Annotated in this window: 13 protein-coding genes and 1 riboswitch; of the genes, 9 read left to right on the top strand and 4 right to left on the bottom strand. The window is 70.7% G+C overall.

The features are described 5' to 3' along the window. The first annotated feature begins 337 nt into the window (after positions 1 to 337). Genes I004_RS0118750 through otsB form a run of 4 tightly spaced genes read left to right on the top strand, consistent with a single transcriptional unit; the run spans position 338 to position 3640 of the window. The gene (locus I004_RS0118750) at positions 338 to 1627 is read left to right on the top strand and encodes an extracellular solute-binding protein (protein WP_037976760.1); all 1290 of its coding nucleotides are present in this window, start codon (positions 338 to 340) and stop codon (positions 1625 to 1627) included. A 29-nt stretch (positions 1628 to 1656) separates the two neighbouring features. Further along, the gene (locus I004_RS38275; RefSeq protein ID WP_078511417.1) at positions 1657 to 1980 is read left to right on the top strand and encodes a DUF3263 domain-containing protein; all 324 of its coding nucleotides are present in this window, start codon (positions 1657 to 1659) and stop codon (positions 1978 to 1980) included. Positions 1981 to 2026: 46 nt separating this feature from the next. Next, positions 2027 to 2767: a peptidase E gene (locus I004_RS0118740; protein ID WP_028436755.1), complete on the top strand. Its 741-nt coding sequence runs from the start codon at positions 2027 to 2029 to the stop codon at positions 2765 to 2767. Between the two features lie 9 nt (positions 2768 to 2776). Next, entirely contained in the window at positions 2777 to 3640 is an 864-nt protein-coding gene (gene otsB / locus I004_RS0118735) for a trehalose-phosphatase (RefSeq protein ID WP_028436754.1), read from the top strand. Between the two features lies 1 nt (position 3641). Here the strand turns inward: otsB and I004_RS0118730 are convergent, their stop codons facing one another. Together I004_RS0118730 and I004_RS0118725 are read right to left on the bottom strand one after the other, a co-directional pair. Then, positions 3642 to 5180 carry a trehalose-6-phosphate synthase gene (locus I004_RS0118730; RefSeq protein ID WP_028436753.1) on the bottom strand — a complete coding sequence of 513 codons (1539 nt, stop codon included), beginning with the start codon at positions 5178 to 5180 and terminating at the stop codon, positions 3642 to 3644. Positions 5181 to 5269: 89 nt separating this feature from the next. Next, positions 5270 to 6229: a glucosyl-3-phosphoglycerate synthase gene (locus I004_RS0118725; protein ID WP_028436752.1), complete on the bottom strand. Its 960-nt coding sequence runs from the start codon at positions 6227 to 6229 to the stop codon at positions 5270 to 5272. 146 nt (positions 6230 to 6375) lie between these two features. Next, positions 6376 to 6527: riboswitch (SAM riboswitch) on the top strand. Positions 6528 to 6546: 19 nt separating this feature from the next. Between I004_RS0118725 and thrC the strand changes: the two genes are divergently transcribed. From thrC to groL, 4 genes are all read left to right on the top strand, one after another. Next, positions 6547 to 7848 (top strand): threonine synthase, encoded by a 1302-nt coding sequence (gene thrC / locus I004_RS0118720; RefSeq protein WP_028436751.1) that lies wholly within the window; start codon positions 6547 to 6549, stop codon positions 7846 to 7848. Then, complete coding sequence (locus tag I004_RS0118715; RefSeq protein WP_028436750.1) at positions 7845 to 8123, top strand: MoaD/ThiS family protein; 279 nt, start codon at positions 7845 to 7847, stop codon at positions 8121 to 8123. The genes thrC and I004_RS0118715 overlap by 4 nt, the downstream gene beginning before the upstream one ends. A gap of 471 nt (positions 8124 to 8594) precedes the next feature. Then, the gene (locus tag I004_RS0118710; protein WP_028429801.1) at positions 8595 to 8798 is read left to right on the top strand and encodes a cold-shock protein; all 204 of its coding nucleotides are present in this window, start codon (positions 8595 to 8597) and stop codon (positions 8796 to 8798) included. Positions 8799 to 9218: 420 nt separating this feature from the next. Further along, a complete protein-coding gene (gene groL / locus I004_RS0118705; RefSeq protein WP_028436749.1) occupies positions 9219 to 10847 on the top strand; it encodes a chaperonin GroEL in 1629 nt (542 codons plus the stop codon). Between the two features lie 135 nt (positions 10848 to 10982). Here the strand turns inward: groL and secD are convergent, their stop codons facing one another. Beyond that, positions 10983 to 13355, bottom strand: a complete 2373-nt coding sequence (gene secD, locus I004_RS0118700; protein WP_028436748.1) for a protein translocase subunit SecD — start codon at positions 13353 to 13355, stop codon at positions 10983 to 10985. A 143-nt stretch (positions 13356 to 13498) separates the two neighbouring features. Here secD and I004_RS0118695 point away from each other — a divergent pair, with 143 nt between their 5' ends. Then, positions 13499 to 13849 carry a hypothetical protein gene (locus I004_RS0118695; protein WP_158677052.1) on the top strand — a complete coding sequence of 117 codons (351 nt, stop codon included), beginning with the start codon at positions 13499 to 13501 and terminating at the stop codon, positions 13847 to 13849. A 205-nt stretch (positions 13850 to 14054) separates the two neighbouring features. Here the strand turns inward: I004_RS0118695 and I004_RS0118685 are convergent, their stop codons facing one another. Then, entirely contained in the window at positions 14055 to 14897 is an 843-nt protein-coding gene (locus I004_RS0118685) for a class I SAM-dependent methyltransferase (protein WP_037976888.1), read from the bottom strand. Positions 14898 to 14933: the final 36 nt, after the last annotated feature.

Raw genomic sequence — 14933 nt, 5'->3', positions numbered from 1 at the left:
ACGTACTCCGGTTTCCGGGGGCTCGTACTCACGGGCCCAGTCTCCCGTGTCACCCCGCAACAGGTCTAGTCCACTCTTGCCATCCGTTCGGGTTTCCCGCGGAGGAGCGGCGGCGGAGTGTCCCGGTCTGGTACGGAAATCTGCCGCGTCCTCGCCCTTCGCCCCATGTACCGGATGAAACGGGAGAGGCTGTTGCGAAAGTGATATCACCGGTGGCCTAGACCTTAGACGGCTGTCCATGGAGACTCTCGTCCCGTACACGTCCGGCCGGGCCGGACGCGGGGGGTGGGAGGGGAGCACGGCGCGTGTCGTGCCCGTGGGTTGAGGGGTAGAAGCTGTGGAACGTCGCAAGTTCCTCGGTCTGGCAGCGGCGACCGGCGCGGCGGCAGGCGGGGCCTTCACGACCGCCGGATGCGGCACCGGGACGGGAACACAGAGCGCGGCATTGAAGGTGGTGGCGGCGGACTACGGCGAACCGGGCCGTGGCGACAGCTCCCAGGGGTACTGGGACAGTCTCGTCCGCTCCTTCCACGACAGGCATCCCGGCATCGCCGTGGACGTCGAGGTGCACGGCTGGAAGGACGTCGACAGGAAGGTCGCCGCCATGGTGGCCGCGGGCCGCCCGCCGGACGTCGCGCAGATCGGCGCGTACGCCGACTTCGCGGCAAAGGGCTTGCTCTACAGGGCGGGTGAGCTGCTCTCCATACCCGTGCAGGCCGACTTCCTTCCGCCGCTCGCGGAGGCCGGCGAGGTGCGGCGGGTGCAGTACGGGATGCCGTTCGTCGCCAGCACCCGGCTGCTCTTCTACAACCGCACCCTCTTTGCACGGGCCGGGCTCGACCCGGACGCGCCGCCCAAAACCTGGGACCAACTGGCGCGCGCCGCCGAGCGGTTGAAGGCCAAGGGGGTGAAGATCCCGTACGGGCTGCCGCTCGGCCCCGAGGAGGCGCCCGCCGAGGCGCTGATGTGGATGCTCAGCGGCGGCGGCGCGTACACCGACAAGGTCGGCAACTACACGATCGACGCCGCGGCCAACATCAAGACCTTCAACTGGCTGCGGGACAGGCTCGTACGGCCGAAGCTGACCAACGACGACCCGGGCGGCACCGACCGCAGGGAACTCTTCGACGCCTTCGCGCGCGGCGAGGTGGGCATGCTCAACGGCCATCCGACGCTGATGAAGCAGGTGCGGCGCAGCGGCGTGAAGTACGGCACCGCGATGCCGCCGGGAGCGGACGGTCCGTCGGGCTCCACCCTCGGCGTGGCCGACTGGGTGATGGCCTTCAAGGCGAACGGCAGACGCGAAGAGGCGGGCCGCTTCCTCGACTTCCTCTTCGGCGAGACGTACCACTACGGATTCGCCGACCGCTACGACCTGCTCCCGGTGACGACCTCCGCGAACGACAGGATGCGTGAGGGCGGCGAGCACAAGCCGATGCGGCGCTTCCAGGACGAGCTCATGAACGCCGAGTTCTACCCCGTCGGCAAGGTCTCCTGGGCGAAGGTGAGCGGAGACATCAAGAGGAGCATCGGCAAGGCCGTGGCCGCGGACACCGGCCCGGTCGGCGTGCTCGGCGCCGTCCAGCGCCGTGCCGAGGCGCGGGATTCGGAGGCTCGGGCGCGCTGAGTGTCGGACACCGGCGTTAGGTTGGACGCATGAGCCACGAGGCCGGCGACGGTGAGGTCGGGGACGAGAAGCGGGCCGGGACCGGCGGCCCGCAGGTTCCGGCGCAGAGGGACGGCGGGCCGCGGCAGCCCGGCCTCTCCGAGCGCGACCTGTCCGTACTCGCCGTGGAACGCCGCGGCTGGTCCGGGCCGGGCATGAAGGAACGGGCCATACGCGAGCAGCTGGAGATGTCGCCCACGCGCTACTACCAGCTCCTCAACGCGCTCCTGGACGACCCGCGTGCCCTCGCCCACGACCCCGTGACCGTCAACCGGCTGCGCCGCCGCCGCGAGGCCCAACGGGCCCGACGATGACGGGAGTTTGGGCCGACCGGGTCCTGCGCGTCACCAGGGCCAGCGCATGACCGCTCCCGAGCCGACGATCCTGGCCACCTCCGGCGGGCATCTCGTCGGCAGCCGCAACAGGGTGCTCTTCGACGCGCTGGTGCACCACGCGGTCGACCTGTCCGGCGTGCACGGCCGCCGCCCGAAGGTGCTGTACATCGGAACGGCGATCGGCGACGCCGAGCACTTCGCCGCGCGCATGGCCGAGGCCGCTCGGGTGGCCGGATTCGACCTCGCCCCGCTGAACCTCTTCCCCATGCCCAACGTCGAGGACGTCGAGGGCACCGTCCTCGACCACGACGTCGTCTGGGTCATGGGCGGCTCCGTCGCCAACCTGCTGGCCGTCTGGCGGCTGCACGGCCTCGACGCCGTACTGTGCCGGGCGTGGCAGGCGGGCGTCGTGCTCAGCGGCGTGAGCGCCGGGTCGATCTGCTGGTTCCAGGGCGGCGTCACCGACTCGTTCGGTCCCGAACTGCGCCCGCTCACCGACGCGTTGGGCTTCCTTCCGTACGGCAACGGCGTGCACTACGACAGCGACCGGGGCCGCCGCCCCCTCGTGCACCGGCTCGTCGCCGACGGAACACTCCCCACCTCGCACTGCACCGACGACGGAGTGGGCCTCGTCTACCACGGGACGCGTCTCACCGAAGCCGTCACGGAGATCTCCGGCAAGGCCGCGTACACCGTCGTGCGTGAGGGCGACTCGGCCGTCGAGGAGCGCATCGAGCCGCGCGAGCTGCCGCCCACCGGCGGGTAAGGTCGCGGCATGGCCGACCTTCCGACCCCCCGTACCGACGCAGGCAGGGAAGGGCTCGCCGCGATCCTCTCGGAGCCCCGACGCGCTGTGGTGGCCTTCGACTTCGACGGCACCATCGCCCCGATCGTCGCCGATCCCGCCGACGCCCGCGCCGACCCAGGCGCCGTGCCGGTGCTCTCCCGCCTCGCTCCGCGCCTGTGCGCGGTGGCCGTGGTGACGGGGCGCCCGGCCGAGGCCGCCGTAAGGCAGAGCGGCCTCGGGGGAGCCGAGGGCCTGGAACACCTCACCGTGCTCGGCGCGTACGGCGCGGAGCGCTGGGACGCGGCCACCGGACGCCTGAGCACCGCGCCGCCGCCGCCCGGTGTCGAGGCCGTGCGGGCCGAACTGCCGGCGCTTCTCGACGACTTGGGCGTCCCGCCCGGCACCTGGACGGAGGACAAGGGGCGCGCCGTCGCCGTGCACACGCGGCGCACCGACGATCCTGCCGCCGCCTTCGAGCTGTTGCGCGCCCCGCTGCACGAACTCGCCGACCGGCACGGACTCGTCGTCGAACCGGGGCGCATGGTCCTGGAGTTGCGCGCACCCGGCGTCGACAAGGGCGCGGCGCTGACAGAGCACCTCCGGGAGGTGGGGGCCGGATCGGTGCTGTACGCAGGCGACGACCTGGGTGACCTGGCAGCGTTCGCGGCCGTGGAGAAGCTGCGCGGCGAGGGCGTGCCCGGTCTGCTCGTGTGCAGCGGGGGCGGCGACACCGGCGAGTCGGTGCCGGAGATCGCCGACCGCGCGGACGTCGTCGTCGACGGACCGGCCGGAGTCGTCCGACTGCTGCGCGCGCTGGCCGACTCCCTTGAGGAGCCGAGCCGCAAGCCCTGAGCTACTCGCCCCGCAGCGCGTGCAGTTGGTCGAGGAACCAGCGGGTCGGTGGCGTCGCAGTCGCAGCCGCCGCGAGCCGCTTGGTGCGCTCCGCCCGCCGGCCGTGGTCCAGCGTCAGCGCCTCGTGCAGTGCGCGGGCCGTTTCCGCGATGTCGTACGGATTGACGACGAAGGAGTCCTCGCCCAGCTCCGCGTAAGCGCCCGCCTCGCGCGAGAGGACCAGGGCACATCCGTCGTCGGAGACGACCGGGACCTCCTTGGCGACCAGGTTCATGCCGTCGCGGATCGGGTTGACCAGGGCGACGTCGGCCAGCCGGTACGCCGCCAGCGAGCGTGCGAAGTCGTCCTTGAGGAAGAGCACGACCGGCGTCCAACCCGGCGTCCCGTACGTGGAGTTGATCTCGTCCGCGACGCGCGAGACCTCGCTCATGTAGTCGCGGTAGACCGCGAGGTCCTGACGTGACGGGTAGGCGAGAGCGAGGTGCACGACGCGCCCGTGCCACTCGGGACGGTCCGCGAGCAGACGGCCGTAGGCGTGCAGTCCGCGCACGATGTTCTTGGACAGTTCGGTGCGGTCGACCCGCACGATCGCGCGCCGCGGCCGCCCGTCCTCGTCGCTGCCGATCTCCTCGCGCAGCATGCCGATCCGCTCCTCGACGTCGTCCCGCCCCGCGCGCTCCCGCAGGAACTCCGCGTCCGCGCCCAGCCCGTGCACCCCGAGGCGGGTGGTCCGGCCCTCGCAGACGACCTCGAGCTCGCCCGTCGACTCGTCCTCCCCGACCGCCGCGCCCAGCACGTCCACGCAGCAGTCGGCGAATCCGCGCGCCCAGCGGCGTGTGAGGAACGCGGCGCGGTCGGTGCCCAGGATCCCGCGCAGGACCTGCCGCGCCACGGCGTCGGGCAGCATCCGGTAGTAGTCCGGCGGCGCCCACGGGGTGTGCGAGAAATGCCCGATGCGCAGATCGGGGCGGCGCTCGCGGAGCAGCCCGGGCACCAGCGTCAGGTGGTAGTCCTGCACCAGCACCGTCGCACCCTCCGCCGCCTCCTCCGCCAGGGCGTCGGCGAAGGCCGCGTTGTAGCGCTCGTACGACGCCCACTGCCGCTCGAACTCCGCGCCGAAGGACGGCTCGAGAGGCGTCTGGTAGAGCATGTGGTGGACGAACCAGAGCACGGAGTTGGCGATGCCGTTGTAGGCGTCGGTGAAGGTGTCCTCGGGGATGTCCAGCATCCGTACGGACTGACCGCCGGTGTCGGCCGGGTCCGGCTTGCCCCCCGAGCGGCGCACGGCCTCCCTGTCGCCGTCGCCGAGAGCGGCGCACACCCAGAGGGCGTTGCCTCCGGAGCCGCCGGCGCCTTCCGTCGCGATGGCCGAGAGTCCCGAGACGAGGCCGCCGCCGCCGCGCTTCACGGAAAGTGAGCCTCCCCCAGAGCCTCCGGCCCGGGTGGGGCTAGCCCCAGTGAAGGAGTACGAGACGGGACCCCTGTTCGACGCGACCAGTACGTCCGCCAGGGCCTGCTGGGATGCGCGTTCGACGACCATGGCCCGAGCTTAGCCGCGGCCCGATCCCGGCAAACGTGACGCGCGGCGCACACCCGGCGGGCCCGGTCCACGCCGCCCGGCAGCCCCGCCTACGCCGCTCGCCGGTCCGTGTACTCCGCGATCTCACGCATCGGCGGACGCTCCACCGTGTCGACCGCGTGGCTGCGGGGCGCGAACCCGCCGCGGCCCGCTTCGCCCCGCTCGAACTGCGTCAGCGTCGGCCTGACCAGGTGGCTGCCGCGCGCCAGACGGAGCTGTGCGGTGTGGTGGATCGCCGCGGCCATGCGGCCGAGCGCCTGCCCGTCCTGGTTCCGGTGCCGCCGCACGCCGACGTCGACCTGCGCCAGCGCGTCGAGGCCCACCGTGTGCAACGAGTCGATGAGCAGGCCCAGTTCGACGCCGTAGCCGACGGGGAAGGGCAGCGCTTCCAGCAGCGTGCGCCGCGCCGCGTACTCACCGCCGAGCGGCTGCACGAACCCCGCGAGCCGCGGCCAGTGGAGGTTCAGCAGCGGCCGTGCGACGAGCTCGGTGACCCGTCCGCCGCCCGCCGGGTCGTCACCGAGCGGCCGGTCGTACATCGCTTTGACCAGCCGCAGCCGGGGGTCGGTGAGCAGCGGTCCCACGACGCCGGAGACGAAGTCGGCGGAGAAGTTCTCCAGGTCGGCGTCCGCGAAGCAGACGATGTCGCCGCTCGTCACCAGCAGCGAACGCCACAGCACCTCGCCCTTGCCGGGCAGCGCGGGCAGCCTCGGGAGCACCTCGTCCCGGTGCACGACTCGCGCGCCGGCGTCCGCGGCGACCTCGGCCGTACGGTCGGTGGACCCGGAGTCCAGCACCACCAGCTCGTCCACGAGCGAGGGGGGCCCGGCCATCAGCTCGCGCCGGATCACCGACACGATGCGGCCGACGGTCCGCTCCTCGTTCAGCGCGGGCAGCACGACGCTCACCCGGGAGCCGGCCGCCGGCTTCGCCGCCAGCAGCTCCGTCATGGGACGGTCGGCGCACGAGTACGACCGGCGCGCCAGCCACTGTTCGACTTCCTCCAGCACGCGGACACTCCCTGTGATCCATCTCGCGGTACGGACACCTGTCTCAACCACCAGGCCCTTCGGTTACAGTCTTGAACAACGCGGACGGCGATCGCATGCCGGGTCCCGGCCCGGCGTTCTCGGCCACCGCCCACACAACTTCACACCGCTCATCCAGAGGGGCAGAGGGAACGGCCCGTTGAAGCCCCGGCAACCCTCCAGCCGGTCTCGCACCACGAGTAATGACATCGCGAGGCTCCCGGCTCGGGAAGGTGCCAATTCCGTCTCGTGGCGAGATACGTCACGGGGAAGATGAGGAGAAAGGGCCTCGCCGAATCATGGCTGTTCAAGCTGCCGCCAGCACGACCGCCGACAAGGCCGGAGCCGGCGTATCGCTCGGCCCCGCCGCCGCGCTCTCCTGCCGCGAGTGCGGAGAGCGCATCCCTCTCGGTCCGGTCTTCGCCTGTGAGGCGTGTTTCGGGCCGCTGGAGATCGCATACGAGTTCCCCGGCGGCGACCCAGCGGCGCTTCGTGAACGCATCGAGGCCGGTCCGGACAACATCTGGCGGTACGCGCCGCTGCTGCCGGTGCCCGCCGACGTTGCGACGAAGCCCAACATCAACCCCGGCTTCACGAAGCTCGTCCGGGCCGACCGGCTCGCGCGTGAGCTCGGCGTCACCGGCTCCCTGCACATCAAGGACGACTCCGGCAACCCGACGCACTCGTTCAAGGACCGCGTCGTGGCCATCGCCGTGGAGGCCGCCCGTGCCTTCGGTTTCACCACCCTCTCCTGCTCCTCGACCGGCAACCTCGCGGGCGCCGTCGGTGCCGCGGCAGCCCGTGCGGGTCTTCGCTCGTGCGTGTTCATCCCGCACGACCTGGAGCAGGGCAAGGTCGTCATGGCGGCTGTCTACGGTGGCGAACTGGTCGGCATCGAGGGCAACTACGACGACGTGAACCGTTTCTGCTCCGAGCTGATCGGCGACCCCGCGGGTGAGGGGTGGGGCTTCGTCAACGTCAATCTGCGCCCGTACTACGCCGAGGGCTCCAAGACCCTCGCGTACGAGATCTGCGAGCAGCTGGGCTGGCGGCTGCCGGACCAGCTCGTGGTCCCCATCGCCTCCGGCTCGCAGCTCACGAAGATCGACAAGGGGCTCAAGGAGCTGATCGCCCTCGGTCTCGTCGAGGACAAGCCGTACAAGATCTTCGGTGCGCAGGCGGAGGGCTGCTCGCCGGTCTCCCGCGCGTTCAAGGACGGGCACGACGTCGTGCGCCCGGTGCGCCCGGAGACGATCGCCAAGTCGCTGGCCATCGGCAACCCCGCCGACGGCCCGTACGTGCTGGACATCGCGCGCCGTACCGGCGGCGCGGTGGAGGACGTCGACGACCAGCGGATCGTCGACGCGATCAAGCTCCTCGCGCGGACCGAGGGGATCTTCGCCGAGACCGCGGGCGGCGTAACCGTCGGAGTCACGAGGAAACTGATCGAGGAGGGCCGGCTCGACCCGACCCTCACCACCGTCGTCCTCAACACGGGCGACGGCCTGAAGACCCTGGATGCGGTGGCTCCCACCACCGGGCCGACCGCCGTCATCCGTCCGAACCTGGATTCCTTCCGAGAGGCTGGTCTCGCATCATGAGCGTGAACGTCCGTATCCCGACCATCCTGCGCACTTACACCGGCGGTCAGGCGGAGGTGAGCGCCGAGGGCGCGACTCTCTCCGAGGTGCTGACCGATCTGGAGAGCAACCACACCGGCATCGGCGCGCGGGTGCTCGACGACTCGGGCAACCTGCGCCGATTCGTCAACGTCTACGTGAACGACGACGACGTCCGCTTCGAGCAGGGCCTTCAGACACCGACGCCCGACGGTGCCGGCGTGTCCATCATTCCCGCGGTTGCGGGGGGCTGCTGAGGTCTCGTGAGAGGTCGGTGAAGGCGCCCTGCGCCGGGCTCCGATCCCCTACTGTCGAACCGCCTTCTCCGTGCACGCCGAGCGAAACGGAGGGGGCGGTTCCGCGTGTGGGGACGCGATAGGGTTGCGGTCAATCCCACCCCAGTGACTCACCCGGCATGTGCCGGGAGCATATGAGAACGCGACAAGTTGTGCCCGAATTCGGGGCGGCAATTGTCGTGTTGGCACGCTATGCCCGGCCATGTTTGCCCCGCTTCCCCGCGGAATGCGGGCTTTTGGGCCCTCGGTCGGTGCTCAGATTTCTCGTCTTCGCGACCTGTTGCAGAGGGCGTCCGTGCAGATACATTCAGCCGCGGTCGACGCCTTCCGGTGTAAGCCTCCGCACATCTGCGGGGCCGTACCGGAGGTGAGGTCTGACCCGGGTCCGCGAAGTGCGGGCTCGTGCAAGGGCCAGTAATAGGGGAGTTAGGGATGGCTCAGGGCACCGTCAAGTGGTTCAACGCGGAGAAGGGATACGGCTTCATCGCGGTCGACGGTGGTGCGGACGTGTTCGTGCACTACAGCGCGATCCAGATGGACGGCTACCGCACCCTGGACGAAGGACAGCGGGTCGAGTTCGAGATCTCGCAGGGTCAGAAGGGGCCGCAGGCGGACATGGTCCGTGTGACTGCCTGAGCACCCGCAACACTGCGCAGAGCTGCAACAGCCGTAACAACAGCCGTAAGAGGGGCCGCACCTCGTGATGAGGTGCGGCCCCTCTTACGGCTGTTCGGACCTCTCCTCCCGGCGCCAGCCCGGCCGGGTGCGTCCACGGCGGCGCACCGCGGGACGTTCCCGGACCGATCGGTTGCGCCGGCCCCGGCCCGGTGTGATGTCCTGGGGACGCTTGCACTCGCAGGGGTCGAGTGCTAATCATTGCGTTAGCACTCTCCGAGTGAGAGTGACAGACAAGGACCGGGTCGGTGAGGCTCGTTCGTCGGGTGGAGCAAGGAACCACGCGGCTGAAGGGCCGTCCGTCGCGGGCGCCAGCGCGGTCCGGTATACCCGTCCCCTGGTTGTGCAGGGGGATCCCCAGTCCGGGAGGGACCACTTCACATGGCCAAGATCATCGCGTTCGACGAGGAGGCACGGCGCGGCCTCGAGCGCGGGATGAACCAGCTCGCCGACGCCGTCAAGGTCACGCTCGGCCCCAAGGGCCGGAACGTCGTGCTGGAGAAGAAGTGGGGCGCCCCCACGATCACCAACGACGGTGTCTCCATCGCCAAGGAGATCGAGCTCGAGGACTCCTACGAGAAGATCGGCGCCGAGCTGGTCAAGGAGGTCGCGAAGAAGACGGACGACGTCGCCGGTGACGGCACGACGACCGCGACCGTCCTCGCCCAGGCTCTCGTCAAGGAAGGTCTGCGCAACGTCGCCGCTGGTGCCAACCCGATGGCGCTCAAGCGCGGCATCGAGCGTGCCACCGAGGCCGTCTCCGCCGCCCTGCTCGAGCAGGCCAAGGACGTGGAGACCAAGGAGCAGATCGCCTCCACGGCCTCCATCTCCGCCGGCGACCCGCAGATCGGCGAGCTCATCGCCGAGGCGATGGACAAGGTCGGCAAGGAAGGCGTCATCACCGTCGAGGAGTCGCAGACCTTCGGGCTCGAGCTGGAGCTCACCGAGGGCATGCGCTTCGACAAGGGCTACATCTCCGCGTACTTCGCCACCGACATGGAGCGCATGGAGGCGGAGCTCGAGGACCCCTACATCCTCATCGTCAACTCCAAGATCGGCAGCGTGAAGGACCTCCTTCCGCTGCTCGAGAAGGTCATGCAGTCGGGCAAGCCGCTGCTGATCATCGCCGAGGACGTCGAGGGCGAGGCCCTGTCCACGCTCGTCGTGAACAAGATCCGCGGCACCTTCAAGTCCGTCGCCGTCAAGGCTCCGGGCTTCGGCGACCGCCGCAAGGCGATGCTCGGTGACATCGCCATCCTCACCGGCGGCACCGTCATCTCCGAAGAGGTCGGCCTCAAGCTGGAGAACGCCGGTCTGGAGCTGCTGGGCCGCGCCCGCAAGGTCGTGATCACCAAGGACGAGACCACGATCGTCGACGGCGCGGGCGACAGCGACCAGGTCGCCGGCCGCGTCTCGCAGATCCGTGCCGAGATCGAGAACTCGGACTCGGACTACGACCGCGAGAAGCTCCAGGAGCGCCTTGCCAAGCTCGCCGGCGGCGTCGCCGTCATCAAGGCGGGTGCCGCCACCGAGGTGGAGCTGAAGGAGCGCAAGCACCGCATCGAGGACGCGGTGCGCAACGCCAAGGCCGCCGTCGAGGAGGGCATCGTCGCCGGTGGTGGCGTGGCTCTGCTCCAGGCGTCCAGCGTCTTCGAGAAGCTGGAGCTCGAAGGCGACGAGGCGACGGGCGCCCAGGCCGTCAAGCTCGCGCTGGAGGCACCGCTCAAGCAGATCGCGATCAACGCCGGCCTCGAGGGCGGCGTCGTGACGGAGAAGGTGCGCAACCTGAAGCCGGGGCACGGCCTCAACGCCGCCACCGGGGAGTACGTGGACATGCTCGCCGAGGGCATCAACGACCCGGCGAAGGTGACCCGTTCCGCTCTGCAGAACGCCGCCTCCATCGCGGCGCTCTTCCTGACGACGGAAGCCGTCATCGCCGACAAGCCGGAGAAGGCCGCCGCAGGTGGCGGCGACCCGACCGGTGGCATGGGCGGTGGCATGGACTTCTGATCGCGCAGCGATCGGAAATCCGTTTGCGGGGAGGGCCGACTGCCTCCCGGTACGGAACGGACCGAGGGCGGCATCCCGTTGGGGTGCCGCCCTCGGCGTGCGTCGGGCATCGGTCAGGGGCCGTGGGGCGCTTCCTCAGACGCGCGCTCCGTTGTCGTGCGGCGCGCGGCGCGCCCTGGCCGCCGCGGGCTTGGGCCCGCCTCCCGGGCGGGGCGAACTGTGCGTACGGGCCTCGAGTTCGACGGCGAGTGGCGCACCGACGAACAGCGACGAGTACGAGCCCACCGCGATGCCGATCAGCAGTGCCAGGGCGAAGTCGCCGAGCGAGTCGCCGCCCAGCACCGCGAGCGCGGCGATGATGAACAGCGCGCCCATCCCGGTGTTGAGGGTGCGCGGCACCGTCTGGACGACCGCGCTGTTGACCACACTCCGGAACGATTTCCTCCGTCCGCTGCCTCCGGGCGCCTGCCCTCGTTCCTGCCTCTGCCCCTGCCTCGCGCCGGGTTCCTGCCCCTGCCATTCCGAGCGGACCCTGTCGAAGATGACGACGGAGTCGTTCACCGAGTAGCCGATGACGGTCAGCAGTGCGGCCAGGAACACCCCGTCGACGGGCTTCCCGAGCCACGCGAAGGCACCGACGAGGATCACCGCGTCATGGGCGAGCGCGAGCACCGCCGACGCACCGAATGTCCACCTGAACCTGAAGGCCAGGTAGAGCAACTGGGCGCCGAGTGCGACCCCGAGAGCGATCAGCGCGTTCTGCCGCAGCTCGTCGCCGAGGCTCGGCCCGAACAGTTCGTCGCGTACCTTCTCGGCGTCACCGCCGAGGCCGTCCAGCGTCGAACGGACCGTGTCCTCCTGGCCGGCGGTGAGCTGCTCCGACCGGACGGTGATCTCGTGACCGCCGCCCCCGCCCCCGGATCCGGAACTCTGCACGACGGTCTCCGGCACGCCCGCGTCGGCGAGCGCCGTGCGGGCGGCCTCCGGATCGACCGCTCGGCTCGTCGAGTACTCCACGAGGCGCCCGCCGGTGAATTCGACGCCGAAGTCCAGCCCGCGCAGCGCCAGTCCGCCCACCGCGAGGAGGACTGCCGCGGCCGAGACCGCGAGCAGTCTCCTGCCGTGGCGCATCCAGTCCGGATTCCGCTTCGTCAGCTGGGTCCGTACGCGGCCCAGGCCCGTAAGACCGGAGATCCGCGGACGGGCGCGCACGCTACGGCGTTCCACGGCGAAGTCCACCAGCACCCTCGTGACGACCAGCGCGCTGACCATCGAGGCCACCACACCGATGGAGAGCGTCACGCCGAAGCCGCGCACCGGTCCCGAGGCGAGCGTGAACAGCAGCAGGGCGGCCAGAAGGGTCGTGACGTTGGAGTCGGCGATCGCGCCGAACGCGCCGCGGAAGCCCTTGGCCGAGGCGGTGCGCAGGCTTCTTCCGCGTCCGTATGCGTACTCCTCGCGGGCCCGTTCGAAGACGAGGACGTTCGCGTCGACGGCCATGCCGATCGCGAGGACGAAGCCGGCGAGACCCGGCAGCGTGAGCGTGGCTCCGAACGCCAGCAGCGCGGAGTAGGCGATCAGTCCGTAGCACAGCAGGCCGACGGCGGTGAGCGCGCCGAGGAGTCGGTAGACGCAGATGACGAGACCGGAGGTGAGCAGCACTCCGGTCGCGGCGGCCCAGGCGCTGGCCTCGATCGCCTCGGCGCCCAGCGTGGGACCGACGGTATGGTGTTCGATCACCTCGACCGGGACGGGGAGGGCTCCGCCCTCCACCAGCGTGGCCAGCTCCTTCGCCTCGGCCTCGCTGAAGTCCCCTGTGATCTGGGTGTTTCCGCCGGCGATGCCGTGCCCGCAGGAGACGGACGGATCCACCTGCGGCGACGAGATGACCTTCTTGTCGAGCACGATCGCGACGCGGCGTCGAGGGTCGCCGGCCGGATTGCACGCGGCCTTGCCCGTCAGCTCCGCCCAGCGCTCCTTGCCCTTGTCGCGGAAGCCGAGATCGACGAACCAGCCTGAGCCGCGCTGCGGGTCGACGGCTGCTTCCGCGGACTTGACCTCGTCACCCGTCATGGCGGTGCCGCCGAGCCGCACCGGGCGGCCCGATTCGTCGGTGGGTGTGTCACCGCCGCCGGCCGCGGAGCTGTGGTCCCGGGGAGCGCCCTTGACGGGGTGGAAGGTGAGCTGGGCGGTGCGACCGAGGACCTCGGTGGCTTCCTCCGCGTCCTGAAGGCCGGGGAGTTCGACGATGATGCGGTTGTCTCCGGAGCGTACGAGGCCGGGTTCGGCGACTCCGAGTGCGTCGACGCGCTGCCGCAGCACCTCCATGGTGTCGTCGGTGGTGGACGGTGTCGCTTTCGCTGTCGCGGAGTCGCGGGACTCCAGGACGATCTGTGTTCCGCCCCGCAGATCGATGCCGAGGCGGGGTTGCTGGGTCATGGCGAGGACCGCGGCGAGAGCCATCACGGCAAGCGCGATCACCGCCCGCACCCTGTTGGCGCGAGTCATGGTTTGCCTCCTGCACAGGCACACCGGGCCCCTTCAGGGACCGCGGTGATGAGGATGACGGCACCGGCGCGCGCCGGAGTGCGGCGGCCGGATGCCGGTTCGGTCGGAGCTCAGATGCCTGTGCGGGCCGGGGGAGCGCGTCCTTGGCGCGGCGAGTGGTGCGTGAGGTGCGCGGCCGAGAGTTGCGGGCACTCCGGCAGCACGTGGCCGCGCTGCTCCTGCGAACCGTTCTGATCGACGGCGGGAAGCAGCGGGAGGGGAGCCTGCGTGGCGGCGTGTGCCGGGTGCGCAATCGCTTTCTGGAGATGCTGCTGGGGGTGCTGCTGATGCGCACCGGCGGACTGGCCACCGGACCGCACGTCATGGAGACCCGGCTGGTGCTGCACCGCCGCGAAGCCGCCGAACAGGGCGAGCAGCACGGCGAGGAGGACGCCCGGCAGACCCGCCCGCAGTCCGCTCCGGCGCGGCGCGCAATGCGGAGCGGTGGCCGGTGAAGGCGGTGACGGCGGCGAGGCGCGGTGTGTGAGGGCCGGGCGGCGCACGCGGTCAGCGGTACGTGGCACCTCGCCCTCCTCGCCTCGCTCGACGTCCGGAGCCGGGAGGCGCGGACCCGTCACAGCCTGCCCGAGAAGCGTCCCGGCTTCAACGGCGTATCGGGCAGGTCGTGCTGCTCCGTCGAGCCGGTCTTCGCGGGGAAGGTCACGCGGCCGGGGGAGACGGCTCCAGGTCCGTGGGGTCTCTCCACCAGACGAACACCTCGGTGCTCGGCTGCCGTTCGGAGAACCGGTCCGCCGGGGAGGCCGTCCGCAGTATCCGGCGCAGGTCGGCCTCGAACTCGTCGCGGCGCGTGCCGAACAGGTGCGGAGCCGAGAACGACATGGAGAACACCGCCGCGACGACGTCGTCGGAGGTGCGTTCCAGCGCCTGCCCGCCGGGAACGATGTGGCGCTCAGGGCCGGCGAATCCCGCCCGGGTGAACACCGCGGCCTCGTTGCCGGCTGTTCCGTTCGGCAGCAGGCCCAGGCCGGCTCGCCGTACCGGTCCCAGATGGTCCCTGACGAGCTCCTCGATGGCCGCTTCGGGCACCGCGGGGCAGGGAAGACCCTCGACGCTCCGCGTCTCCGTCTTCAGATCGGAGACGTGCACCAGGGCCCCGCCGGGCCGGAGCATGCCCTTCACGGTGGCCGCCACCGCGTCGCGGTCCATCCAGTGGAAGGACTGGGCGAAGGTCGCGACGGTGAACGTGCCGAGCCCCGCGGGCAGTTCCTCGGCCCGAGCCCGCACCCACCGCGTCTTCTCGGACACTCCGCGCCCGGCGGCTTGCCGAGCGGCCTCGGCGATCATTCCGGCGTCCGGGTCGACGCCGACGATCTCGCCGAACCGGTGAGCCAGGATCAGAGCGACGGTGCCCGGTCCGCATCCGACGTCGAGGAGCCGTCCTCGTCCGTCGAGCTTCAGAACCTCGGTGAGCGTGTCCGCCAGTCCGGGCGCATAAGGCAGCCTTCCCCGCCGGTAGTAGGCGGCCGTGCCCGAGAACAGCATCTCGTCCCACTCCTGCTCAGCAGCCACCGCGCCCAC

The sequence above is a fragment of the Streptomyces sp. TAA486 genome, from assembly GCF_000426165.1.
This window is presented reverse-complemented; position numbering and strand designations above follow the sequence as displayed.